Source organism: Pontixanthobacter sp. CEM42, from assembly GCF_017812015.1.
GTDB lineage: Bacteria > Pseudomonadota > Alphaproteobacteria > Sphingomonadales > Sphingomonadaceae > Pontixanthobacter.
Map to the genome: position 1 here is coordinate 1,473,772 of NZ_JADQTN010000001.1, position 22,142 is coordinate 1,495,913.

Sequence of the window (22,142 nt, forward strand, 5' to 3'; positions counted from 1 at the left end):
TGAATGGAGTGCTGACTTGAACAATCCGAACAACCGCCCGACTGCTCGCCTACTTGCGGAAGCGGGGTTTTCGCTGGGAATGCGTGTCCTTGATATCGGATGCGGCAATGGGCTTTTGGCGCGAGAGATTGCTAAACTCGTCGGACCTCATGGCCACGTTCTCGGCATTGACCTGCAAGACACAGCGTTAGAACAAGCCCGGAGTCACCCGGCAGAAGATGGTGCGGCACCAGTCGAGTATCGGAAGCTGGATCTCAATACCGAAACCCTCGATGAAACATTCGATGCAATTTCATGCCGGAGAGTGCTGATGTATCTGCCCGACGCGCAGGCCACACTCACTCGGCTTGCGAGCCTGCTAGAACCGGAAGGGTTCATCGCAATTCAGGAACAATCGCGCCTCGGCATGCCAATCGCCGGGCAACCCATTCCCATGCATGAAAAGGCCCATCGCTGGATATGGGATGCCGTTGAGGGCGAGGGTGCCGATACGTCGATCGGCTTCAAGCTAGCGGCAATGCTGCAAGCGAGCGGGCTAACTATGCAAGAGCTATGGGCCGAGGCGATTGTGCTGGATAGCCGGCCAGAATCGGACTTCGCACCGCTAGTGTCGATAATGAAGCCCAGACTGATTGCTGCCGGTATTCCGGAAACAGACATTGATGAATTGATATCCGATATGCCGCGGGAACGGCAAGTACTGGAAAGCCCGATATTATACGACATGGCGTTCCTCGCCATTGCTCACAAGCCAGCCTAATCCGCCGACGATCTGCTCAATTGGTATCTAATTACAGCTAGTTGCCGCACTCCCCCAATTTGTCCCTAATCGCATCGATCAGCCAACTCGTCGCCGGGCCCGGCTTGATATCGCGCCGCCACATCGCGCTGAGTGCGTAGGCATCGCCCGGCTTCTCGGGCAGATCGAGTTCAACCAGCGCGCCGCTCTCTAGATCGTCAGCGACCATATGGCGCGGCATATTGCCCCAGCCGATCCCCTCTTTCAGCAGCGAGTGCTTTGCGCCCAGATCAGCCAAGCGCCAGCTTTGCGGGCTGAGAACGGAGAATTCGCGGCCCTCGGTCAGCGGGGAGCGGTCGGAGAGTACCAATTGTAGGTACTTTCGGCTTGCGCCCGCCGCAATGCCATTTGCCGCCAAGGGGTGATCGGGAGCGGCCACAGGTATCAGTTCAACCTGTCCGATGGCCTGCCTGTCCAATTCGGGATGATTGCCAACCACGGGGCCCGCCACCGCCAAACCTGCTTCTTCGCTCAGAAGGCAAGCCGCCACAGCACCCAGCGCCTCTACATTCAAACGGAGTGCGACTGTCGGAAACATCGTGCGGAAATCGCGCAGGACCGCCGCGGTCACCTCACCCGGCACCATAACATCGAGTACCATCGACACATCGCTTTCCAGCCCTGAATGCAAGCTGCGCGTTTTGGCGAGCAACGCATCAACCTCGCCCGTCACCGCGCGCGCTTCTGCCAACAGGCCTTTGCCCGCCTCGGTCAATTGCGGTTTGCGCGATCCTTCGCGGGCGAACAGCGTGACGCCAAGCTGCGCCTCCATTTGCGAGACGCCATAGCTAATGGCCGAGATTGCCCGACCCATGCGCCGCGCCGCGCCGCCGAAGCTGCCTTCCTCCTCGACCGCGAGGAAGATGCGCAATTGATCGAGAGTGGGTTCGCCAATTCTCATTGTTCTAAATATCCGAACATTATGAGGGATTTTATCTCACTTATCCGAATTTAAAACAAGCCCTATCTCCGTCTCAACAGAAACACAGATCACGGAGATTTCCCATGATTGAACTACGTAAATTCGAAACCCTTGGTTCCGCCAATCACGGTTGGCTCGATGCACGTCACCACTTCTCTTTCGCCAGCTACCACGATGCATCACGCGTCAATTGGGGCAGCCTGCGCGTTTGGAATGATGACATCATTCAGGCCGGCACCGGCTTTCCGACGCACCCCCATGAGGACATGGAAATCATCACCTATGTCCGCGAAGGCGCGATCACCCATACGGATAGTATGGGCAATGAAGGTCGTACCGAAGCGGGCGATGTTCAGGTGATGAGCGCCGGAACCGGCGTTCGCCATTCGGAATATAACCGTGAGGACAAGGACACCACCTTGTTCCAGATCTGGATCATTCCCGACGAGCGCGGTGGTGAACCAAGCTGGGGAGCGGCCAAGTTTCCCAAAGGTAATCGCGCCGGTCAATTCGTGCCATTGGCATCGGGTGCAGCGAATGATGATGCATTGCCGATCCGCGCGAATGCTCGTGTTCTTGGTGCAACCATAAAAGCTGGCGAGAGCGTGACGTATGACACTTCGGTCGACCGCCATCTCTATCTCGTTCCTGCGACCGGCAATATTCAAATTTCCGATGCAGGGGGCCATGTAGAGGCCAATGCCCGCGACGGTGTCGCCATCACCGGAATGGACAGCGTGACCATCACAGCGCTCGAGGACAGCGAACTCGTCCTCGTTGATGCTGCCTGATCAACCCTCGGCCCTGCTCCTCCCCTCCCGGGAGCAGGGCCACATTATTTCGAAAGAATTACCTATGCCCAATATCCTCCACATTTCTGCCAGCATCCGCGGCAACGAATCCGTATCGCGCAATTTGAGCAACACGCTTGCACAAGGCCTCGCATCGAAATCGGGCGCGACTGTCGTAGAGCGCGACCTCAGCACCGACGACCTGCCGTTTATCGATGCAGATCGTTTCACCGCGAATCTTGCACCCCATGCAGAGCGGACAGGCGAACAACAGGAACTCGCCGCGATTGCAGATGAGTTGATCGATGAACTCGAAACCGCAGACACGATTGTCTTCGGTGTACCGATCTACAACTTCTCGGTCCCCGCCAGCGTCAAAGCATGGGCCGATCTGGTCGCTCGCGCTGGCACTACATTTGCCTACACGCCCGACGGTCCGAAGGGGCTGCTCGAAGGCAAGAAGGCCTATATCGCAGTCGCATCAGGCGGAACGCCAGCGCAGAGCGACATGGATTTCATGACCCCGTGGCTCACATTCTTCCTCGGTTTTCTGGGCATCCATGATGTAGAGGTAATTGCCGCAGACGGAATTATGGGCGACGATGGCGAAGCAAAAATCGCCGCAGCGAATGACACAGTAACAAAGCTCGCTGCTTGAGCGCGGCGGTAACCGGAGAAACATCATGACAGATACAGACCCCGCTTCACGCGACGCCTCCGTCCTCATCGCGCGGATCCTGCTCGGCACTTTGTTTGTGCTGGCTGGCATCAACAAACTGATAGGTGCGGAAGGCACTATCGGCTATATCGAGTCAGCGGGATTGCCTTTGGCACAGGTCGTTTATGCAGGAACGGTTGCGGTAGAGATTCTTGGCGGATTGGCGATTATTGTCGGTTTCAAGGCCCGCTGGGCAGGCCTCGCTCTTGCGTTGTTCTGCATTGCGACTGCAGTGCTCTTTCACAATGATTTCAGCGTCCAGACCGAGATGACCGCGTTCCTGAAAAACCTCGCGATCGGCGGTGGTATGCTGATGGTGTTCGCTTTTGGTCCCGGCCGTTATTCAATAGACCGCCGATAACGCCGAATCTTTTTCGCGAGTTTAGCCGGGGAGTTCAGCTCTCCGGCTAAGCCGCTTTCTCGACCGGCACCACGTTGTAGCGGCGCAACTCTTCCTGGCTGAGGCAATACCGTTGCTGCTGCTTACCCTCGCCGCCGGTCGCCGCTTGGCGATACATGATTTCAGTCAGCAATTTGCGGCTGACGCCCATCCGGATCAGAAAATCATTGTCCTCGCTCGCCAGCAGGGCGCTGAGCTGCTCGATTTCGCCAATCAGCTCGATAGTGTTGTCGGTGCCCTTCTCCACCGAGCGGGTAATAACGCTGCGTTGCCCAGTATGCGTGAACATGTGAACCATGAAGATGCCGCCTTCATCAACCGCGCGCCGATCACCGCCCATAAACATGAAATTGCAGGCGGAAAAACACGTCCAGCCTTTAGGAATACGGGTGAGCATTCCAGGGTAAGAGCGGATCGCCTTGCCTGCTGCATTGCCCCCTTCGGCATCACCACCGGAAGACCGTATCCAGATCTCTTCGATCAAATCATCGGCTTCAATCGCATCGCGCAGGCGGTCTGCGACGTAAGGATCGATCATTCCTTCGGCGAGCAACACCCGTTTGCCGTCAATATCTTTCGGCGTGAGTGTCATAGCCTCGGCCGGCCCCCAATTGGGCTCCGCCGGGCAGGTGGGATTGTCTAGGTCGCGCTTATCCGCACCGGTCAGCATCGCCAGCGCCAAAAGTGCAGTGGGAATGCGCAAAACTTTCATTTGGGCAATCACTACGCAACCAAAGAATAGCGACGCGAGCCCGGAGGGCGGCACATCCGCTTATTGGCCGTCGTTTCCTCACCGCTCACGATAATAACATCTGTAACCGTAATACATTGGAGCCCAGTCGTGTCAGCGTCTTCACTGGCGACTACGGTTGACGTACCCGAGACATCATCCCGCGTGCTCGATTTCCATGATGCTGTAGAGCCGACTTCGGCTGATCGCATAGGTGCCAATGGCGCCTCTTCCGGGTTTTCTTCCTCGTCACTGTCAGTCTCATCCTCTTCGATCACTTCGACGCTGCTTGTCGCGTTCAAAGTTGCCTCGGCTGCGAGCTTTTGCTCTGCCGGATCCAAACGGCAGGCGATCTCGGTGGTCAACTGATCAGAGAATGTACTGACCGGAACCCAGCGCGAAACGCCCGTCTCGCGCGCTTTGCTGCGTACTGTGCGCCCAAAAATCCCGCCGAGAACTTTGCGTGCAGTGGACTTCTTCTCGCCCGCCTCGCATCCAGTATCCTTCGCAGTCGCATCGTTGGTTACATTGCGAACATCGCGCGGTATCAATTGGCGAAATTGCGCGCTGACAGGTGCAGCCGCCATTGCACAAACAGCGAGGCTGGCAATTGCCAGTCGTAAACTGCTTCGGGCTGATCTAATCATGTGACTATTTCCTCCGTGGCATTTGTATATCAGGCCGTACGCCTCGGCTCCAGCCCTGCTAAGAGGCGCTTAGTTTTCCGGCACACCCTGCCTAAGCTCCTCCAGCCACACATCGGCCACGGCGTCACTTGGTGCACGCCAATCTCCGCGTGGGCTTAAGGCACCGCCCGCGGACACTTTCGGCCCATTGGGCAAAGCGCTGCGTTTGAACTGACTGAACTGGAAGAAGCGCCAGAGAAATTTCTCTAGCCAGCCGCGCAGGGTGACGAGATCATATTCGTTCTTCTTCGCTTCGGGGAAGTCCGCAGGCCATAGGCCCAGACCCGCATCCTTCCACGCGTGATACGCTAGGAACGCGACTTTGCTCGGTTTCTGACCGTAGCGGATGATGTGGTGCAGGAAGAAGTCGTTCAGCTCATAAGGACCGATCTTGCTTTCGGTACTTTGCATCCCGCCTTGCTCATCCGCCGGGACTAATTCGGGCGAGATTTCGGTATCTAGGATCGCCTGTAAGACGTCATCGGTCTTGGCATCGAATTGACTGGTTTGGATCGACCAACGGATCAAATACTGAATCAGCGTTTTAGGCACGCCAGCGTTGACGCCGTAATGGCTCATTTGGTCTCCGACACCATAGGTGCACCAACCCAGTGCTAACTCGCTAAGATCGCCCGTTCCCAGCACAAAGCCGTTATGCTGACCCGATAGGCGGAACAGATAGTCTGTGCGCAGACCCGCCTGCACGTTCTCAAACGTCACATCATAAACGGGCTCGCCGTCTGCAAACGGATGACCGATATCCTCAAGCATCCGCGTGGCGGCGGGGACGATATCGATTTCCTTAGACGATATTCCCATCGCTTCCATAAGCTTCCACGCGTTGGACTTGGTGTGATCGGAGGTGCCGAAGCCGGGCATGGTGAAGCCCTTGATCATTTTGCGGTCGAGCCCGAGCCGATCGCAAGTCTTCGCGGCCACGATCAACGCATGCGTGCTGTCGAGCCCGCCCGAGATGCCGATCACGATGCTCTTGGCCTTGGTCGCGGTCAGGCGCCGCATCAAGCCGTCGACTTGAATGTTGAACGCCTCGTAGCAATCCTCGTCGAGCTTGTTTGCGCGGTTGGGGACGAAGGGGAACCGGCGGATTGGGCGATGCAGACCGATATCTCCACCGACCGACTTGTGTTCAAAACTGACGGTACGGAACCAGTTTTCCGGGCAATCCTCCGCTTCTGCCGCATCGTTGAACGTCTGGTTGCGCATCCGCTCAGACAGCAAGCGTTCGGTGTCGATGTCGGCAATGCTCAGTTCTGCATCGAGGGTGAAACGCTCGCTTTCAGCCATCAGATCGCCGAATTCGTAAATCATCCCCTGCCCATCCCAAGCGAGATCGGTGGTGCTTTCCCCATGCCCGCTGGCCGAATAGGCATAGGCAGCGATGGCGCGGGATGATTGCGCGCGGGCCAGCATGTGCCGCTCATCCGACTTGCCGATGGTGACATTGGACGCGGAGAGGTTGGCTAAGATCGTCGCGCCCGCGAGCGCGCCCAAGGTCGACGGCGGATTGGGGGACCAATAATCCTCACAGATTTCGACATTGAGTTTGAAACCTGGCATGTTCGATGCGGCAAAAATCAGATCTGTGCCGAACGGAACTGTTCGACCTGCCACTGTAATTTCCTGCCCCTGAACCGAGCGTCCATGCGCGAACCAGCGCTTCTCGTAATATTCGCGGTAGTTCGGGAGGAAGCTCTTTGGAATCACACCCAGCAGCGCGCCTCCCGCAATCACCAACGCCGCGTTGTATATCTTGCCATTCCGCCTCACAGGCGCGCCAATCAGCAAGACTGGCGAGAGCTTTGTCGATGCCTTCACAATATCACCAACCGCAGCCTCGACTGCGTCCAGCAGTGCACCCTGCAAATGCAGATCATCAATCGCATAAGAGGACACGCACAGCTCGGGATACACCACCAGATCGACATGCGTGTCATGCGCCCGCTTCGCCTCAGTCAGAATCGCATCACGGTTGAACGACACATCCGCAGTGCGAACTTGTGGTGTACTCGTCGCCACGCGAACAAAGCCGTGAGCATGGGCGCTGTAAAAGGGGTGCTTGCTATTTGTCTTAGGGCTGCTCATGGCAGTATCTTTCGTGTCAGATTGAACTTCCGGGGCCAAAGAATCAGGGGGCTCGAGCCAGTCTTCAAGAGCGCAAATGCCCAGTTCGGCGAGACGCTTCTGCACCGCTGCGCGGGCAATCTTGCCTTTGGTTTCCCAGCCGTAGACGGTGCGGCTGGGCCAGGCTTTTGGCTCGCCGTAGCGCGCACCAAACTCCTCCGCATTGAGCGGTGGGTTATGCGCCTCTCGCCACTCGCGAATTTTGGTACCGGCTAAATGCATAATCATGCAGTATCCCAAAAGGATACTGGTACGCAAGCATCACTTCTAATCTTAGAAGCCGATATTTTCTTGCCCTCGTAACCGCACCGCCCCACCTAGCGAACAACGCAAGAGATAAGCAAAAGGAATTCCCGTATGGCCGATCCTACCTACACGCCGCCCGAAGTCTGGACTTACGACAGCGAGAGCGGTGGCCGCTTCGCCGCAATCAACCGCCCGACCGCAGGCGCGCAGCGCGAAGAGGAATTGCCCAAAGGTGAGCATCCGCATCAATTGTACTCGCTGGCTACGCCCAATGGTGTCAAAGCCAACATCATCTTTGAGGAACTGCTCGAGGCGGGTCACTCAGACGCTGAATATGACGCTTGGATCATCAATATCGGCGAAGGCGTCCAATTCACTAGCGGTTTTGTCGATATCAACCCCAACTCGAAAATTCCGGCAATGGTTGATTATTCCGGGGTCGATCATTCCGGCAGCGCACCTATCCGCGTTTTCGAAAGCGGTGCGATCCTGATGCATATGGCGGAAAAGTTCGGCAAATTTCTGCCGACCGACACGGCAGCCCGCGCCGAAACGCTCAGCTGGCTATTCTGGCAAGTCGGCAGCGCGCCTTTCATCGGCGGCGGCTTCGGTCATTTCTACGCCTATGCGCCGGAGAAATACGAATACCCGATCAATCGCTATGCGATGGAAACCAAGCGGCTGTTCGATGTCGCCAACAACCGCCTGAAGGAAACACAATTCCTGGCCGGTGATGAGTACACGATCGCCGATATGGCCGCAGCACCATGGCTCGCACCCTTCGTCAGCGGTGACATCTATGGCGAGGCGAAGAAGTTCCTCTCCATCCACGAATATGAAGCCGTGGAACGCTGGGCGAATGAGATCATGAGTCGTCCGGCCGTAGAACGCGCTAAAATGGTCAATCGCACCTGGGGCGAAGAAGGCACCAATGTGCCCAACCGCCACTCAGCAGATGATTTTTCCAAGGCGTAAAGGTCGAAAATCGGGAAAAAAGTTGAAGGGGTTGTAAGACTTCGGTCATTCCCCCCTTCCATTCCACAAACACCGCGTTATATGGGGCGCGCTTGTCGAGGGATTAGTCCCCAATAAGCTGCTGGGGCGTCGCCAAGTGGTAAGGCACCGCTTTTTGGTAGCGGCATTCGCAGGTTCGATCCCTGCCGCCCCAGCCATTTTCCTTATTTGTCGAGATCAGTCGCAGCGTTGGCGCTCAGGTTGCGGGCCCGCCGCCAACACCTTCATTGCCTGCAGATGCATCGGTTGCGGCTTCTTCCTCCACATTACCTTCTTTATCGCCCTCATCGAGCATTGCCGGCACCTCAACCTCCATCTTGGGGAAGTCTTCGGCGAGGCGATCTTCGACCGCTTTGCTTAGGTCTGCAATCCGCTCTGCATTCACACCGAGATCGCTGGTGCCGACCCGCGAAGTTGAGCGGAAATCCACACTCGATCCGGTTTCTGTTGCCCGCACACGTGCCACCACATCATCTTCAAAGCCATACCAGAACACAACTGAAGTGCCTTCGACGATGCCGACATCTTCATCGACCGTGACATTCTCAAACCCGCGCATTTCCATCGCGTCTTTGATAGCTGTGATCGCATCCGAAGGTGCACGATCGATTGTAAGCGTTTTGAGGTTGGGATATCCGTCGGCAATCAACTGCGCCGCAGTAACACCCTTGAGCTCTGCATTTTCAGCCCAATTGTCATAATTGCCGAGGGGCGCGTTGAAATCGAGCAGTTCGTTCACGCCTTCACCGCTATCGGCGCGCGCTTTGACCATTGCTGCAGAATATTGCGGCGCATCAGCCGTATTGGTGGTGATGTCATAGATGAATGGTACCGACGCTGCTGTCGATTGCAGCCCCATGAGGCCGCCAGCAAAGCCGAGCGGGACCAGCAGCGCCAACAGTGCCGCCAACCAATTGCCCTTGGGCTTGCTGATCAACGCGACAATCAAGCCGACAATCGAAAGAACCGCGACCACGCCCGCTCCGATCATCCCCCATTGGATAGTCATTTTCCCGAAAGCGAACAGCTTGTCGATTGCACCCAATTTTGCGCCGAACATGGCGATGGCAAACCACACGAGGAGAAGGATAGCGAGGAGCAGCGCGAGGCGCGGCGTTATCTTGAGAATGTTCATGCAGCGCTAGATGCACCAGCAAGCGCGCGCTCGCAAGCGCGGTAATTATTCAGCCGGAATATCCAAAGCGGGCTGTGGGTTGTTGGGCGTCAGAATCATCACGCCATCCTCTACTCGCCAGCCCTTGAGCCGTGAGAGGACATTCATTCCGATTACACTGGTATCGCCGAGATTGGGTGCGATGATCGCATCGATCCCACGCGCCGCAACATTCCCGAAGCGCAGCTCATCCATCGTCGCGACATAGGCAGAAGCAGTGCCATTGGCTGTGCTAAGTTGAACAGGCAATCCTCCCGCGCGCGGTTCCATGCCCACGCGCTCCGCCACCTGCGATGACACCGCGGTCAAAGTCGCGCCAGTATCGATCATAAATTCGACCGGCTCGCCATTGACCCGCGCGACCAGCCAGTAATGCCCGTCTGGCGCGAGCGGGATACGCGTTTCGCCGCCCTCAACCACTTGCTCGGGCAGTCCCATGGTCGGCAGCGCCAAATCGATACGCGGATCGAACCGTACCATTTGCAGCACAATTGCGACAACAATTCCGGTGAGAGCCAAGGTGCTCGTCACGCGAACCAGACCGCCCAGCGGGACATCGCGGCGAACCATAATCGCGCCAATCCAACCGACAACCAGCGCCGCCACAGTCGCCATCAGCAAACCCGAACGCGGCACTTCGCTGAGCACCGCAGCGGCGGAACTCCATATATCAGCGAAGGCGCCGGGATTAACCATTCAGCCTATGTAGGGCCTTTCACGCTTCAGTTCCATGAACGGTCGATATTATCGGCTCAAGGCGCGCTGCGCGGAATTGATGCCTCAGCTAGGATGAGCGAGAAACGGCCCTTCTCGTCGGTCCAGCGCTGCATCGGGGTCCAACCCCCAGCGAGCAGCAAGGTAGCTGAGCTACGCTTGTCGAATTTGTGGCTGTTCTCGGTATGGATGGTCTCGCCCTTGGTCATCACGAAATCGCGACCTGCAACGCTAAATTCCATATCGCGCTGTACTTCCAAATGCATTTCGATCCGGGCAAAATCGTCATCCCAACGCGCCACATGACGCAAATCGTCGACCGGGATCGTTCCGTCGAGCTCACGGTTGATACGGCGCGCGAGGTTTAAGTTGAATTCACCAGTCACCCCTGCAGCATCATCGTAAGCGGCTTCGAGAACGTCGGTGCCTTTGATCAGGTCCATACCGATCAGGAGCTGCGATCCCTCGCCCAAGGTGTCTCGCATCGTCCTCAGCAAATCTACTGCTGTGCGCGCGACCATATTGCCGATGGTCGAGCCGGGAAAGAAACCAAGCTTCGGCATATCCGCAACGTCATTCGGCAAAGCGACTTTACGCATGAAGTCCGCCTCGACCGGATGTACCGGCAGACCGGGAAACTTAGCGGACAAATCCGCCGCAGCCGCGCGCAGGAAGTCACCCGAAATATCTAGTGGTACATAGGCAGCAGGTTCAATGGCGCGCAACAACAGCGGCGTTTTCACCGAACTGCCAGAACCGAATTCCACCACTGCACGATCTGGCCCGATACTCTGGGCAAATTCAGCACCGCGCGCGGTAAGTATCTCGGTCTCTGCCCGGGTCGGATAATATTCGGGTATCTGAGTAATATCCTCAAACAATTGCGAGCCGGCATCATCGTATAGCCACCGGGCCGGAATCGCCTTTTGCGCCTCCGATAGACCCATCAGTACATCGGCGCGAAACGCGCGGTCGACACCATCTTCGTCACGGTCAACCAACTCCAAGCCCGAATTGCTGCTCATCAAATATCCTTGGCGAGCCGTAGCCCGGTAAATTGCCACCGCTGATGCGGGTAAAAGAAGTTGCGATAGGTACTCCGTGAATGACCGCGCGCGGTGGCACAACTTGCGCCGCGTAGGACGAACTGCCCGCTCATAAATTTGCCATTATATTCGCCAATTGCACCCTCTGCGGTTTCGAAACGCGGATACGGCAGATAGGCGCTACGAGTGAACTGCCAGCAATCGCCAAATAGGTCGCTACCACCCAAAGGTAACGGGGCCCGCGAACTGTCCAGCTGGTTGCCGGACGCTGGATCGGAATTCTGTGCCACTGCTTCCCATTCAAACTCGGTCGGTAATCGGCGACCTGCCCATGTCGCAAAAGCGTCAGCCTCGTAATAGGAGATATGCGTTACCGGCGCGCCGGGATCACGTTTTACCCACCCCGCATGGGTGAACTGCTCGGTCTCGTGCCAGTAAAGCGGTGCCGTAATGCTTTCTCTATTCACCCAGGCCCAGCCATCAGACAGCCACAAAGCGGGATTAGTGTAGCCATTGTCGTCGATAAATTGCTGCCACTCGCCATTGGTCACCAGTTTTGGCGCAAGTGCGAAAGGGGTGAGCAAAACCTGATGTTGCGGCCCTTCATTGTCGTAGGCGAAACCCCTATTCATTTCGCCACCATCATGACCGATCAAAGCAATACCGCCAGGGTGTTGATGCCAAACGTCATCGCCTGATTGCGCGACCTTATGCGTAGCATCCGTAAACATCGCTGGACCGAGCGGGTTTTGGAACAGCGCATGTTTGATGTCCGTTAGCAGCAATTCCTGATGCTGCTGCTCATGCGCAATACCTAGCTCGACCAGCGAAGTACGCTCGGGATCATCCAGCATAGGTGCGATGGCGTGATCGACCGCATCGCGCCATTCGCGGATTTGCTCCACCGTCGGACGCGATAGCATCCCGCGTGAAAAGCGCGCTATCCGCTCTCCCTCTGCCTCGTAATAGGAATTGAACACGAACGGCCAGCGCTCGTCATGCAAAGCGTAGTTTGGCATGTGATCGCGCAACAGGAAGGTCTCGAAAAACCAATTCGTGTGCCCCAGATGCCATTTTGCAGGCGAAGCATCTTCCATTGATTGCAGCGTCGCATCGGCTTCGGACAGCGGGTCTAACAGTGCACAGGTTAGCGCCCGCGTCGCTCGATAGCGCTCAGCCAGACTATCCGCCGGATTGGCGGAAGCGGCGGCATTGGCATTCGGCACGCCATCTCTCCCGTTGCGACCTTGTCAGATCACAATGGCGACAAGACGGTGCTTTTTAAAGACCCAATTTGAACAAAAAGGGATCAAATGCCGTTATTATGCGGCGTCCGCCTGTGCGTGCCCCGCTTCCATCGTCATCATCTCGGCCAGCAAGAATGCCAGTTCGAGCGATTGCGCGGCGTTGAGGCGCGGATCGCAATGGGTGTGATACCGATCACCGAGGCGCTCATCAGCAATGCCAACAGCACCGCCCACACACTCGGTCACATCCTGTCCGGTCATTTCGATATGGATCCCGCCAGCATGAGTGCCTTCAGCGCGGTGGACGGCGAAGAAACCCTTTACTTCACCCAGAATACGGTCGAACGGACGAGTTTTATAGCCGCTATCCGACTTAACGACATTGCCGTGCATCGGATCGCATGACCAAACAACGGGATGGCCTTCAGCCTTCACGGCGCGGACCAGTTTGGGCAGGCCTGCCTCAACCTTGTCGTGCCCGAAACGACTGATCAGTGTGATCCGGCCGGCCTCGCGCGAGGGGTTAAGCGTGTCGAGCAATTTGAGCAGAACATCGGGCTCCATCGAAGGGCCGCACTTCATGCCCAGCGGATTGCTGATGCCGCGTGCAAATTCAATATGAGCGCTGCCTTCGAAGCGAGTCCGGTCACCGATCCAGACCATATGTGCGCTGGTGTCGTACCAATCGCCGGTAAGCGAATCTTCGCGCGTCAGGCTTTGCTCGTAAGGGAGCAACAGCGCCTCGTGGCTGGTGTAGAAGCTGGTCCGTTGCAATTGCGGTACGGTGTCAGGATCGACCCCGCAGGCTTCCATAAAGTCGAGCGCCTCGCCAATCCGGTCGGCAGTCAGCGCAAACTTGTCCGCCCAAGGGCTACGGCCCATGAAATCGAGCGTCCATTTGTGTACCTGCCGCAGATTTGCATAACCGCCGCTAGCAAAAGCGCGTAGCAGGTTGAGCGTTGCCGCCGCCTGCGAATAGGCGCGGACCATCCGCTCAGGATCGTTCCTGCGGCGCGCGGAATCGAACTCTATGCCGTTGACATTGTCGCCGAAGTAGCTTGGCAACGTAACGCCGTCTTTCGTCTCGGTGTCGCTACTGCGCGGCTTCGCGAACTGGCCTGCCATACGGCCAACTTTGACCACTGGCACCTTGCCTGCATAGGTCAGTACAACCGCCATCTGCAGCAGTACGCGGAACGTATCGCGGATATTGTTCGGGTGGAATTCCGCGAAACTCTCGGCACAATCGCCGCCTTGCAACAAGAAGGCTTTGCCCTCAGCGACGTCCGCCAAATCGGCTTTCAAATTGCGTGCTTCGCCGGCAAAAACCAAAGGCGGATAGTTAGACAGGGTCTGCTCCGCATCCGCCAGCGCCTGTGCGTCTTCGTAGCGCGGCAAATGCCGTGCTTCGTGCGCTTTCCAGCTATCGGGGGTCCAGTTCTGTGCCACGTTGTACCTGTCTTTCGTCTATCGGGAGCGCGCAAATACGCCTGCAATGACTCAATAGCAAAGGGAATGCGGGTGCAAGCGCAGGAAATCCTGTCCTTGACCAAGCGCTGCTTGGCTCGCGGGGTAAGTGCGCAGTCTAGCGTCCAGTCGTTTGCGGAGGCAATGCCGTAACTGGCGCAGGCGGAATATCGCGAACATTTGTCACCAATTCCTGCCCCTCCGGAATGATTGCCATGCGCCAGCCGGGTCGAGAGGCCAGATAGCGCGCCGCCAACGCCTGCATCCGCTCAGGCGTCGTCTCACTGTAATCCGATCTTAGTGAACGCAGCGAGTAGAGCCTACTCGGGTTGGCGCTCGATCCCTGGATCTGATACAGCCAGAACAGGTTGCCTGTGGAAGCGCGCGTGATCTGCTGCTTGAGCGGCTCAGTCGCCCGCGCAAGCTCATCCGCACCGGGAGGATTCGCGGCAAGATCCTGGGCAATGCTATCCGCCGCAGCGAAGAATACCGGCACATCTTCCGGTTTCAACTGAGCAAGCGCCGTAATCCGTCCGCCCGAACTGAGATCAACCGGCCAGTTGGAGAAGACCGTCGGGGAATAGCTAGCCCCGGCACGCTCACGCATCGTGTCGATCAGCCGGTTGTTGAACAGGCTGACCAAAATTTCGAGCTGCCGCGATTCAGGCAGGCCAGCAACGCCGCCACCTGTTGGCCAGGCAACCACCGCTGCGGCCTGATTGGCATCGCCGCGGTGCTCTCTCACGATTGTATCGCTACCAGCGTCAGGGAACGCAGGCACACTGACCAACGCGCTGACGGGGACCGGCTTACGCGGAGGCAAAGCACCCAGCGTTTTGCGTAACGTCTCAACCGTGCGCGGCTGATCAAAATCGCCGAAGATGACGATTTCGATATCGCCCTGCTCCAGCAGCGGCGCCCACACTTCACGGAAGCTTTGCGGCGTTGCTGCGGCCAAATCATCAGTGTCGGCTGTTTTGTAGCGGCCGTCCTGATCGGTCACATAATATTCGAGATCGCGTTGCAGAACTGCCCCGGGACTCGTCGCATAGCCGGCATAAGACAGCGATTGTGCGGCCTTGGACCGAAGTACCGGATTGGGATCCCACCGCGGATCGGATAGCTTGTTGGCAAATAGATAGAGCTGATCGTCCAGATCCGCACCACGCGTCTGCGCGGCAAACACAAATTCGGAATCGGTTATCTCGACATTGAAGCCCATCACGCGGCCAGTGGTAATCCGGTCCAGTTCTTCCTGACCCAGTTCACCTTGGCCCGAACCGACCAGTGCGCTCTCACCGAGGCTGATATAGGCAGCCTGATCTTCGCTGAATGCCCGAAGCCCGGCACCAAAGCGCATCCGTACCGAAACACGTCCCGGCTCAGCCCCGTTCGACCATAATAGTGCACGTGTCCCATTCGCAAATTCGATCCGTTCAATTCCAAGAATGCCGAGCGGGCGTTGGGAAATAATCGTGCCTGGCTCACCAATCGGTGGCAACTCATCAAAGGAAATCGACTTAGCCGCCAAACGCGCATCGGTTGCCGGAACGACCTCCTGTTGCAATGCTGCTTTGACATCGGCGTCGGTCGCTTCGCCAATAGCGGGCGTAACATAGGCTGCGCGGATCACGTTGCCTTTGAGCAGGTTCCTCGTCCGTTCGAGAATCTCTTGCGGGGTGACTTTGTCTTTCATCCCACGGAACACTTCCAGGAAGGTTTCGGGTGCCGCAACAGCCTCTCGAATATCAACAGCATCGACGACTTCGTCGGCCAAGCCAGAGCCGGCCATGACCGCCCGTTGCTCTACCAGACTGACGAAGATCGAGTCATATTCGGCCGCCTCGCGGTCGATCTCTTCCTGCGTCGGCGGCGTCATGGTCGCATCAGCGATAATACCGCGCACTTCGGCCAGAGCTGTACGCCAATCGGCGCTCAGTGGAGTGAAAGAAATCGACGTCAGATTGGCCGAGCGGCTGACCTTACTGTCGCGAATATCCGCATAGAGGAAAGACCCACCAGCCCGCGCGCGGGCTTCCAGCCGACGTTGGACGATCGCGATCGCAAGCGAATCTGCCAGACGCCCTTCATTATACTCGACTGTATCCTTCACCTGCCGCCATGGCCGCAGATATACGTAGGAGAATGTACGCTGCAGATCAGGCTCGACCATTGCAACGACTTCACCAATCGGATTGTCGGGATCAGCCCCAGCGGGAGCGACCGGATCACCGAAATCAGGCGCAGGTGTCAGCGGTCCCTTGCCTTGCCAATCGCCAAAATACTTCTCGATGAGGGCCGCGAACTGCATCGGATCAAAATCACCCGCGACCGAAATCACGGTATTCTCAGGCCGGTACCACCGATCATGGAACGCCTGCATCGCCGGTGCCGTGGCGCCTATGAGTGTTTCTTCAGTACCAATAGGTGACCGCACGCCGAGCAACTGTCCGGCGAAATATGTCTCACGACTCTTGTCGCCGACGCGCACCGCAGGGCCACCTCGCTCGCGCTTTTCGGCGAGCACAATCGGCACTTCCGCCGCTAGATTCTCGGTCGAGAGAACCGGCTCGCGCATCATTCCCGAAATGAGTTTGAAACTTTCCTCGATCTTTGCAGGTGTCGCATTGGGCAGATCGAGTTTGTAAACCGTATGCGTCGGGCTGGTTTCAGCATTGGTATCGCTACCGAATGTCGCACCAAGTCGCTGCCATGTCGGAATGGCCTCTCCCTGGCCAAGATATTTGCTTTCGCGGAAGCTTAAATGCTCGAGCAAATGAGCAAAGCCGCGTTCGCTGTCTCGTTCATGCAGCGACCCCGCATCAATACGAACGCGGATCGAAATCTGGTTGGGCGGAACACCGTTCTTCCGCGTGGCATAGCGCAGGCCGTTGTCCATAGCGCCCCACAGCCATTCCTTGTCTCGCGGAACATCGCTGTCGATGTAAATCCACGGCGTCTCGTCACCTGTCTGCAGCGCCTGTGGCGCAGAGTGTACCGCGCCATCTTGCGCGGTCGCTTGCGGGGCCAAGAGAGCGAGTGGGAGAAGAAGCGCGGTGTGCCGCAGGGCACGCGTAAAAGTGATCATGCTATGCATATAGGCGGCAAACCTATGAAGCGAAAGTGAATGGGCACGAACTTAATGTCACTTGTGACGCGGTCAGCCGATCCCTACATCGCAACCATGTTCATTGAGACCGAAACCACACCGAACCCCGCCAGCCTTAAATTCCTGCCAGGCCAGCAAGTCATGCCCAGCGGTACGCGTGAATTTGCGTCCCCCGAAGCAGCGGAGATTTCGCCGCTAGCACAGGCAATTTTCGACACGGGTGAAGTCGTGTTGGTGTTTTTCGGTGGCGACTTCATTTCGGTCACCGCGGCCCCGGGTGCTGATTGGTCAGCACTGAAGCCGCAAGTCGTTTCAATCCTGCTCGATCACTTCGTGTCTGAAGCACCGTTATTTGTTGGCGGCGATGCCAGCGGTATTTCGGTTCCAGCCGAAGACGCGGCGATGGTCGTCGAAGACGATCCCGAGAACGCCGACATTGTCGCTCAGATCAACGAACTGCTCGAAACCCGCGTTCGCCCTGCTGTGGCGGGCGACGGCGGCGATATTGCCTATCGCGGCTTTAAGGATGGCGTGGTCTATCTGACATTGCAGGGCGCCTGCTCAGGCTGCCCTTCCTCCACGGCAACATTGAAGCACGGTATCGAAGGCTTGCTGAAGCACTATGTGCCCGAAGTCACCGAAGTGCGTGCAGCCTAAATCTCAGAGATTTCTATGACCAAACAATTTCACGACATCGTTCTGTCGGCCGACGCGCTCGACCAACTTTTCAACGAAGCGCGCAGCTATAATGGCTGGTTCGATAAAGATGTCTCCGACGGTCAGATTCAGGCGATTTACGATCTGTTAAAGATGACGCCGACATCCGCCAATATGCAACCGGTGCGGATTGTCTGGGTCAAAAGCGATGAGGCTAAAGCCCGCCTCGCGAAATGTGTGATGGAGGGCAATGACCAGAAGGTCCTCTCCGCTCCCGTCACCGCGATTGTTGGATATGATATCGACTTCCATGAAGAACTGCCTTGGCTGTTCCCGCATACCGATGCGAAGAGCTGGTTCGATGGCGATGAGCCCGGCCGTAAGGAAGGCGCGTTCCGCAATTCGTCTTTGCAAGGCGCTTATCTTATGCTCGCTGCACGTGCCGTTGGGCTGGATGTCGGCCCCATGTCGGGCTTCGATAATGCCGCTGTCGATCAGGAATTCTTCGGCGACAATCCCAAGCACAAGAGCAACTTCATCTGCTCCATCGGTTATGGCGATCCCGCAACAATCTTTGATCGCAGCCCGCGTCCGGACTTCGAAAAGTTCAACAGCGTTGTCTGAGCAGATTGACGATTAACGGCACCGCGTGGCATCGCGCGTTCCGATGAGAGCACCTATGCGAACACTGGCGATAGATTGCGCGACCGAAGCCTGCTCAGTGGCGTTGTTTGAAGACGAAACACTCGTCGCCAACACGCATGCGGTATTGGGTCGCGGCCACGCAGAACGGCTTGTCCCGATGATTGCGGACCTTCCAGGTAAAGGGAAAGCAGACCGGATCTTGGTATCGCGTGGCCCGGGCAGTTTTACCGGTGTGCGCATCGGCATCGCCACTGCGCGAGCACTCGCTTTTGCTTGGCAGGCCGACATTGCTGGATATCCGACACTCGCGCTAATCGCGACGATAGCGCGTACGAAGCACGGTCAAGTACCCGTCCTGTCCTGTATGACCGGCGGGCATGGCGAGTGGTTCCTTCAGCCCTTTGACTCCGCGGGCAGGCCCGCATCTGAGCACACCGCGCTCAAACCTGCTTATGCAGTGCAAGAGTTCGACGGCGATCTGATTGCCGGGTCGCAGGCGGAGGCGTTCATTGCCGAACGCGGCAGCGGCACCGCGCTCCACCTTCTGCCCGATGCAAGTCATGCTTTGGCCATTCCTTCCACACTCCTTTCTGCAGATACCGCGCCGATTTATGGCCGCGCGCCTGACGCAAAACTGCCCTTCAAAAAATGACGACGGACCATATCGACGCAATGATGGCGATAATGGAATCGGCCTTTGATCCGCGCTGGGGCGAAGCGTGGAACCGGAAGCAGTTATCCGATTCACTGCTGATGCCGCACAACCAGTACCGGTTGATCGGCGCAGATGGAGGCGAACCGGCAGACGACACACCCGCTGCTGGTTTCTCGCTGATAAAGACCATTCCCGGTGAAGAAGAACTGTTGCTCATCGCTGTGCTTCCCGAACATCGCGGGAAAGGCCTTGGAAAAGCACTGTTACAACAATTTGCGCAGGAAGCGCGTGAGCGCGGCGCGGAAAAAATCTTCTTGGAAATGCGCGCGAACAATCCCGCTGATGTATTGTATCGCTCCATGGGATTTGAGCCGATTGGCAAGCGCACGCAATACTACAAAGCAGCTGACGGAAGCAGAATAGACGCCATTACGATGGCACTATCGCTTTAAGAGTATTTTGGTCCTTATTGGATCAAACTGTTGAATATTGCCCTTCGCTGCACTTGATACTGCGTGCTAGCTGGTCCATGGCCTCTATCAGCCGTCAATAAGGCGGGTATTTTAAGTGGTCGCAACCCTTGATGAGGACAAATCATGGAACAATTTGAAGATGATATGGCGGAAACGTTAATTACGCTCACGTCAGATATCGTTGCTGCTCATGTGAGTAACAACAATGTCGATGGCGAAGAACTGCCATCGCTTATTACCAACGTATACGGTGCGCTGGCTGGACTTGGACAGGATGAGGACCCTGTTGAAGAACGCCCAGAGCCTGCGGTATCGATCCGCGCTTCGGTGAAGAAGGACTACATTGTTTGTCTTGAAGACGGCAAGAAGTTCAAAATGCTCAAGCGTCACTTGATGACCGAATACAATATGACGCCCGACGAATATCGGGCGCGTTGGGACCTTCCCTCGGACTATCCGATGGTTGCACCGAGCTATTCGGAAACTCGCCGCGACCTGGCCAAGAAGATCGGCCTCGGCCGTAAGCCTGGCCAAAAGCGCGGTCGCAAGAAAAAAGCGGCGTAATCTAGCCGTATTATCATCGCCGCTTTTCCCGGCACATTTGCTTGGGATTGCTGGCTTGAGAAGAACGCTCCGTACCTCTAAGGCTACGGGGCGTTTTTCATAATAGGGATACCCAGTGCAGCAACGGATAGATCTGGAACAGCTTTGCGCAGAGCGTGGGCTTCGTATTACCGAACAGAGACGGGTGATTGCCCGCGTGCTGTCCGAAAGTGACGACCATCCCGATGTCGAACTGCTACATGAACGCGCCTCCGCAATCGATTCCAAGATTTCAATTGCCACGGTATACCGCACGGTGCGCCTGTTTGAAGAGGCAGGCATTCTGGATCGCCATGATTTCGGCGATGGTCGCGCGCGCTACGAAGCCGCACCGGAGGCACATCACGATCATCTGATCGACGTCGAGAGCGGCGACGTGGTTGAATTCGTCGATCCGGAACTGGAAGCTTTGCAGAAAACCATTGCCGAGAAACTTGGCTATCGCCTCGTCGATCACCGTATGGAACTTTATGGGGTCAAGCTGGGGCGGGCTAAGGACCAAGAGGCTTGATCAGCCAAGAACTGCGCGATGCCGCAGAAGCTGGCGAGACGACCCCCCTATCTGCGATTGGTTGGGTGCGCTTCATCCTGCGAGTGTTGGCTCTGATTGTCCTGCTGATCGTCTTCGTTCCGCTTCATTATTTCTACCGGATATTCAAATACGGATCGCCTTTCCCAATGTTGTTTCTGCGCTATGCCGCGCGGGTCAGTGGGGCAAAGGTTCGCAAGATCGGCACACCGCTGCGGCGCGATGTGTTCTTTATCGCCAACCACGTATCGTGGCTGGACATTTTGTCACTCGCCGGAGCCAGCGGTACCGCGTTCGTAGCCAAAGCGGAGTTGGCCGAGGTTCCAATCATTGGCTGGCTGTGCAGCCTCAACCGCACTGTTCACGTCAAACGCGAAAACCGCGCGGGCGTGGCCGAACAGATCAATGCGCTGCGCGAGGCACTGGAAGACAATTGGTCAGTCACCGTGTTCCCCGAAGGCACAACAACCGACGGACAATCGCTGCTGCCATTCAAAACATCGATGCTCAGCGTACTCGAACCGCCGCCGAAGGAGGTGCTCGTGCAGCCTGTCCTGATCGATTACGGTCCGGTGGCAGAGGAAATCGGCTGGGTCGGCAATGAAAGCGGCATCAACAACGCCAAACGCATTATGTCGCGCAAAGGTACGTTCGAGATCAAGTTACACTTCCTTGAGCCGTTCAGCCCTGAGGAATTCCGAGGCCGCAAGGCTATCGGCGCACGGGCAAGAGCCGCCATCGAAGCAACACTATTGTCGCAGCTTGGCAAACCCCTGCGCGAATTCAAGCACGACGTCGTCCCCATCCGCTACGCCGCACCAAAGGATGTGCGCGATGAAGAGAACAACAAGAACTCTTGAGCATATACAACCACGGATTCAACGCGCCGATTGAGAAGTTTGGCGTCGGGATAGCCCGGAAAATCTGGTACAATGTGTTGTTCTTGCCCGAGCATCTGCAAACGGAATTGCCGTTTGATCGGTATCCTCGCTTGCGCGTGGAGGGCGAGATTGCAGATGTGCCAATCGCCAACGCGTTCATACCGACAGGTGATGGTCGGTACTATGTCATCGTCGCGCCGAATGTCCTGCGCGATGCCGAGGTCGCGCTTGGCGATGAAGTTGGAATGCGTTTCTGCATTGCCGATCAGGATCATGTCGACGTTCCAGATGCATTGAGCGCTGCACTCGATATTAACGAAGACGCACGCAAAGTCTGGGCGGCACTCACACCAGGGAAGAAACGTATGCTCGCTCAGCATGTCGTCTCCGCAAAAACCGATAAAACCCGCGATAAACGTGTTGCCGAAGCGTTGGAGATCGTCGTCGATTTCCACGGAAACTTGCGGGCTTGGCGCGACTCCAGACGATGAGCT

Annotated in this window: 23 protein-coding genes and 1 tRNA gene; 14 read left to right on the forward strand and 10 right to left on the reverse strand. The window is 56.9% G+C overall.

The window, feature by feature from the left end:
- The first annotated feature begins 16 nt into the window (after nt 1-16).
- The gene (locus J9777_RS07070; protein WP_209348025.1) at nt 17-760 is read left to right on the forward strand and encodes a methyltransferase domain-containing protein; all 744 of its coding nucleotides are present in this window, start codon (nt 17-19) and stop codon (nt 758-760) included.
- 37 nt (nt 761-797) lie between these two features.
- On the opposite strand, the gene J9777_RS07075 is transcribed toward J9777_RS07070, so the two are convergent.
- Entirely contained in the window at nt 798-1,700 is a 903-nt protein-coding gene (locus tag J9777_RS07075; protein WP_209348026.1) for a LysR family transcriptional regulator, read from the reverse strand.
- A 104-nt stretch (nt 1,701-1,804) separates the two neighbouring features.
- Here J9777_RS07075 and J9777_RS07080 point away from each other — a divergent pair, with 104 nt between their 5' ends.
- From J9777_RS07080 to J9777_RS07090, 3 genes are all read left to right on the forward strand, one after another.
- Nucleotides 1,805-2,512 carry a pirin family protein gene (locus J9777_RS07080; RefSeq protein WP_209348027.1) on the forward strand — a complete coding sequence of 236 codons (708 nt, stop codon included), beginning with the start codon at nt 1,805-1,807 and terminating at the stop codon, nt 2,510-2,512.
- Nucleotides 2,513-2,576: 64 nt separating this feature from the next.
- Nucleotides 2,577-3,170 carry an NAD(P)H-dependent oxidoreductase gene (locus J9777_RS07085; protein WP_209348028.1) on the forward strand — a complete coding sequence of 198 codons (594 nt, stop codon included), beginning with the start codon at nt 2,577-2,579 and terminating at the stop codon, nt 3,168-3,170.
- A gap of 25 nt (nt 3,171-3,195) precedes the next feature.
- Nucleotides 3,196-3,591 (forward strand): DoxX family protein, encoded by a 396-nt coding sequence (locus tag J9777_RS07090; RefSeq protein ID WP_209348029.1) that lies wholly within the window; start codon nt 3,196-3,198, stop codon nt 3,589-3,591.
- A 46-nt stretch (nt 3,592-3,637) separates the two neighbouring features.
- Here J9777_RS07090 and J9777_RS07095 read toward each other — a convergent pair whose 3' ends face one another.
- The 3 genes from J9777_RS07095 to J9777_RS07105 form a co-directional block, all read right to left on the reverse strand.
- On the reverse strand, nt 3,638-4,342 hold the full coding sequence (locus tag J9777_RS07095; protein ID WP_245228531.1) for a hypothetical protein: 705 nt from the start codon (nt 4,340-4,342) through the stop codon (nt 3,638-3,640).
- An 11-nt stretch (nt 4,343-4,353) separates the two neighbouring features.
- Nucleotides 4,354-5,007: a hypothetical protein gene (locus J9777_RS07100; protein ID WP_209348030.1), complete on the reverse strand. Its 654-nt coding sequence runs from the start codon at nt 5,005-5,007 to the stop codon at nt 4,354-4,356.
- A 69-nt stretch (nt 5,008-5,076) separates the two neighbouring features.
- On the reverse strand, nt 5,077-7,149 hold the full coding sequence (locus J9777_RS07105) for an NAD(+) synthase (RefSeq protein ID WP_245228655.1): 2,073 nt from the start codon (nt 7,147-7,149) through the stop codon (nt 5,077-5,079).
- 396 nt (nt 7,150-7,545) lie between these two features.
- On the opposite strand from J9777_RS07105, the gene yghU reads away from it, so the two are divergent.
- Together yghU and J9777_RS07115 are read left to right on the forward strand one after the other, a co-directional pair.
- Nucleotides 7,546-8,409, forward strand: coding sequence for a glutathione-dependent disulfide-bond oxidoreductase (gene yghU, locus J9777_RS07110; RefSeq protein ID WP_209348031.1), 864 nt, complete (start codon nt 7,546-7,548; stop codon nt 8,407-8,409).
- Nucleotides 8,410-8,531: 122 nt separating this feature from the next.
- A tRNA-Gln gene (locus tag J9777_RS07115) sits at nt 8,532-8,606 on the forward strand.
- Between the two features lie 38 nt (nt 8,607-8,644).
- Here the strand turns inward: J9777_RS07115 and J9777_RS07120 are convergent.
- The 6 genes from J9777_RS07120 to J9777_RS07145 all read right to left on the reverse strand — a co-directional run bounded on the left by J9777_RS07120 (nt 8,645) and on the right by J9777_RS07145 (nt 17,184).
- Nucleotides 8,645-9,583 (reverse strand): DUF1499 domain-containing protein, encoded by a 939-nt coding sequence (locus J9777_RS07120; protein ID WP_209348032.1) that lies wholly within the window; start codon nt 9,581-9,583, stop codon nt 8,645-8,647.
- A gap of 45 nt (nt 9,584-9,628) precedes the next feature.
- Entirely contained in the window at nt 9,629-10,318 is a 690-nt protein-coding gene (locus J9777_RS07125) for a TIGR02281 family clan AA aspartic protease (protein WP_209348033.1), read from the reverse strand.
- A gap of 56 nt (nt 10,319-10,374) precedes the next feature.
- The gene (gene egtD, locus J9777_RS07130; protein ID WP_209348034.1) at nt 10,375-11,361 is read right to left on the reverse strand and encodes an L-histidine N(alpha)-methyltransferase; all 987 of its coding nucleotides are present in this window, start codon (nt 11,359-11,361) and stop codon (nt 10,375-10,377) included.
- Nucleotides 11,361-12,608 (reverse strand): ergothioneine biosynthesis protein EgtB, encoded by a 1,248-nt coding sequence (egtB, locus tag J9777_RS07135; RefSeq protein ID WP_209348035.1) that lies wholly within the window; start codon nt 12,606-12,608, stop codon nt 11,361-11,363. Before egtB ends, egtD begins: the two co-directional genes overlap by 1 nt.
- A gap of 96 nt (nt 12,609-12,704) precedes the next feature.
- The gene (locus J9777_RS07140) at nt 12,705-14,078 is read right to left on the reverse strand and encodes a 3-deoxy-7-phosphoheptulonate synthase class II (RefSeq protein WP_209348036.1); all 1,374 of its coding nucleotides are present in this window, start codon (nt 14,076-14,078) and stop codon (nt 12,705-12,707) included.
- A gap of 136 nt (nt 14,079-14,214) precedes the next feature.
- Complete coding sequence (locus J9777_RS07145; protein ID WP_209348037.1) at nt 14,215-17,184, reverse strand: M16 family metallopeptidase; 2,970 nt, start codon at nt 17,182-17,184, stop codon at nt 14,215-14,217.
- 96 nt (nt 17,185-17,280) lie between these two features.
- Between J9777_RS07145 and J9777_RS07150 the strand changes: the two genes are divergently transcribed.
- From J9777_RS07150 to J9777_RS07185, 8 genes are all read left to right on the forward strand, one after another.
- Nucleotides 17,281-17,862, forward strand: a complete 582-nt coding sequence (locus J9777_RS07150; RefSeq protein WP_209348641.1) for a NifU family protein — start codon at nt 17,281-17,283, stop codon at nt 17,860-17,862.
- A gap of 15 nt (nt 17,863-17,877) precedes the next feature.
- Nucleotides 17,878-18,486, forward strand: coding sequence for a malonic semialdehyde reductase (locus J9777_RS07155; protein ID WP_209348038.1), 609 nt, complete (start codon nt 17,878-17,880; stop codon nt 18,484-18,486).
- 55 nt (nt 18,487-18,541) lie between these two features.
- Nucleotides 18,542-19,159 carry a tRNA (adenosine(37)-N6)-threonylcarbamoyltransferase complex dimerization subunit type 1 TsaB gene (gene tsaB / locus J9777_RS07160; protein ID WP_209348039.1) on the forward strand — a complete coding sequence of 206 codons (618 nt, stop codon included), beginning with the start codon at nt 18,542-18,544 and terminating at the stop codon, nt 19,157-19,159.
- A 20-nt stretch (nt 19,160-19,179) separates the two neighbouring features.
- On the forward strand, nt 19,180-19,614 hold the full coding sequence (locus tag J9777_RS07165; protein WP_348631980.1) for a GNAT family N-acetyltransferase: 435 nt from the start codon (nt 19,180-19,182) through the stop codon (nt 19,612-19,614).
- 144 nt (nt 19,615-19,758) lie between these two features.
- Nucleotides 19,759-20,199 carry a MucR family transcriptional regulator gene (locus J9777_RS07170; protein WP_209348040.1) on the forward strand — a complete coding sequence of 147 codons (441 nt, stop codon included), beginning with the start codon at nt 19,759-19,761 and terminating at the stop codon, nt 20,197-20,199.
- A 115-nt stretch (nt 20,200-20,314) separates the two neighbouring features.
- Nucleotides 20,315-20,749, forward strand: coding sequence for a Fur family transcriptional regulator (locus J9777_RS07175; RefSeq protein ID WP_209348041.1), 435 nt, complete (start codon nt 20,315-20,317; stop codon nt 20,747-20,749).
- Nucleotides 20,746-21,627, forward strand: coding sequence for a lysophospholipid acyltransferase family protein (locus tag J9777_RS07180; protein WP_209348042.1), 882 nt, complete (start codon nt 20,746-20,748; stop codon nt 21,625-21,627). Before J9777_RS07175 ends, J9777_RS07180 begins: the two co-directional genes overlap by 4 nt.
- On the forward strand, nt 21,624-22,139 hold the full coding sequence (locus tag J9777_RS07185) for a YdeI/OmpD-associated family protein (protein WP_209348043.1): 516 nt from the start codon (nt 21,624-21,626) through the stop codon (nt 22,137-22,139). Before J9777_RS07180 ends, J9777_RS07185 begins: the two co-directional genes overlap by 4 nt.
- The last annotated feature ends 3 nt before the right edge of the window (nt 22,140-22,142 follow it).

Excerpts from the sequence above, each read along its gene's own strand:
- J9777_RS07150 (WP_209348641.1), top strand. The coding sequence starts at position 17,281 with ATGTTCATTGAGACCGAAACCACACCGAACCCCGCCAGCCTTAAATTC.
- yghU (WP_209348031.1), top strand. The coding sequence starts at position 7,546 with ATGGCCGATCCTACCTACACGCCGCCCGAAGTCTGGACTTACGACAGC.
- egtD (WP_209348034.1), bottom strand. The coding sequence starts at position 11,361 with ATGAGCAGCAATTCGGGCTTGGAGTTGGTTGACCGTGACGAAGATGGT.
- J9777_RS07125 (WP_209348033.1), bottom strand. The coding sequence starts at position 10,318 with ATGGTTAATCCCGGCGCCTTCGCTGATATATGGAGTTCCGCCGCTGCG.
- tsaB (WP_209348039.1), top strand. The coding sequence starts at position 18,542 with ATGCGAACACTGGCGATAGATTGCGCGACCGAAGCCTGCTCAGTGGCG.
- J9777_RS07170 (WP_209348040.1), top strand. The coding sequence starts at position 19,759 with ATGGAACAATTTGAAGATGATATGGCGGAAACGTTAATTACGCTCACG.
- J9777_RS07080 (WP_209348027.1), top strand. The coding sequence starts at position 1,805 with ATGATTGAACTACGTAAATTCGAAACCCTTGGTTCCGCCAATCACGGT.
- J9777_RS07145 (WP_209348037.1), bottom strand. The coding sequence starts at position 17,184 with ATGATCACTTTTACGCGTGCCCTGCGGCACACCGCGCTTCTTCTCCCA.
- J9777_RS07165 (WP_348631980.1), top strand. The coding sequence starts at position 19,180 with ATGATGGCGATAATGGAATCGGCCTTTGATCCGCGCTGGGGCGAAGCG.
- J9777_RS07105 (WP_245228655.1), bottom strand. The coding sequence starts at position 7,149 with ATGAGCAGCCCTAAGACAAATAGCAAGCACCCCTTTTACAGCGCCCAT.
- J9777_RS07155 (WP_209348038.1), top strand. The coding sequence starts at position 17,878 with ATGACCAAACAATTTCACGACATCGTTCTGTCGGCCGACGCGCTCGAC.
- J9777_RS07100 (WP_209348030.1), bottom strand. The coding sequence starts at position 5,007 with ATGATTAGATCAGCCCGAAGCAGTTTACGACTGGCAATTGCCAGCCTC.
- J9777_RS07075 (WP_209348026.1), bottom strand. The coding sequence starts at position 1,700 with ATGAGAATTGGCGAACCCACTCTCGATCAATTGCGCATCTTCCTCGCG.
- J9777_RS07120 (WP_209348032.1), bottom strand. The coding sequence starts at position 9,583 with ATGAACATTCTCAAGATAACGCCGCGCCTCGCGCTGCTCCTCGCTATC.
- J9777_RS07090 (WP_209348029.1), top strand. The coding sequence starts at position 3,196 with ATGACAGATACAGACCCCGCTTCACGCGACGCCTCCGTCCTCATCGCG.
- J9777_RS07085 (WP_209348028.1), top strand. The coding sequence starts at position 2,577 with ATGCCCAATATCCTCCACATTTCTGCCAGCATCCGCGGCAACGAATCC.
- J9777_RS07095 (WP_245228531.1), bottom strand. The coding sequence starts at position 4,342 with ATGAAAGTTTTGCGCATTCCCACTGCACTTTTGGCGCTGGCGATGCTG.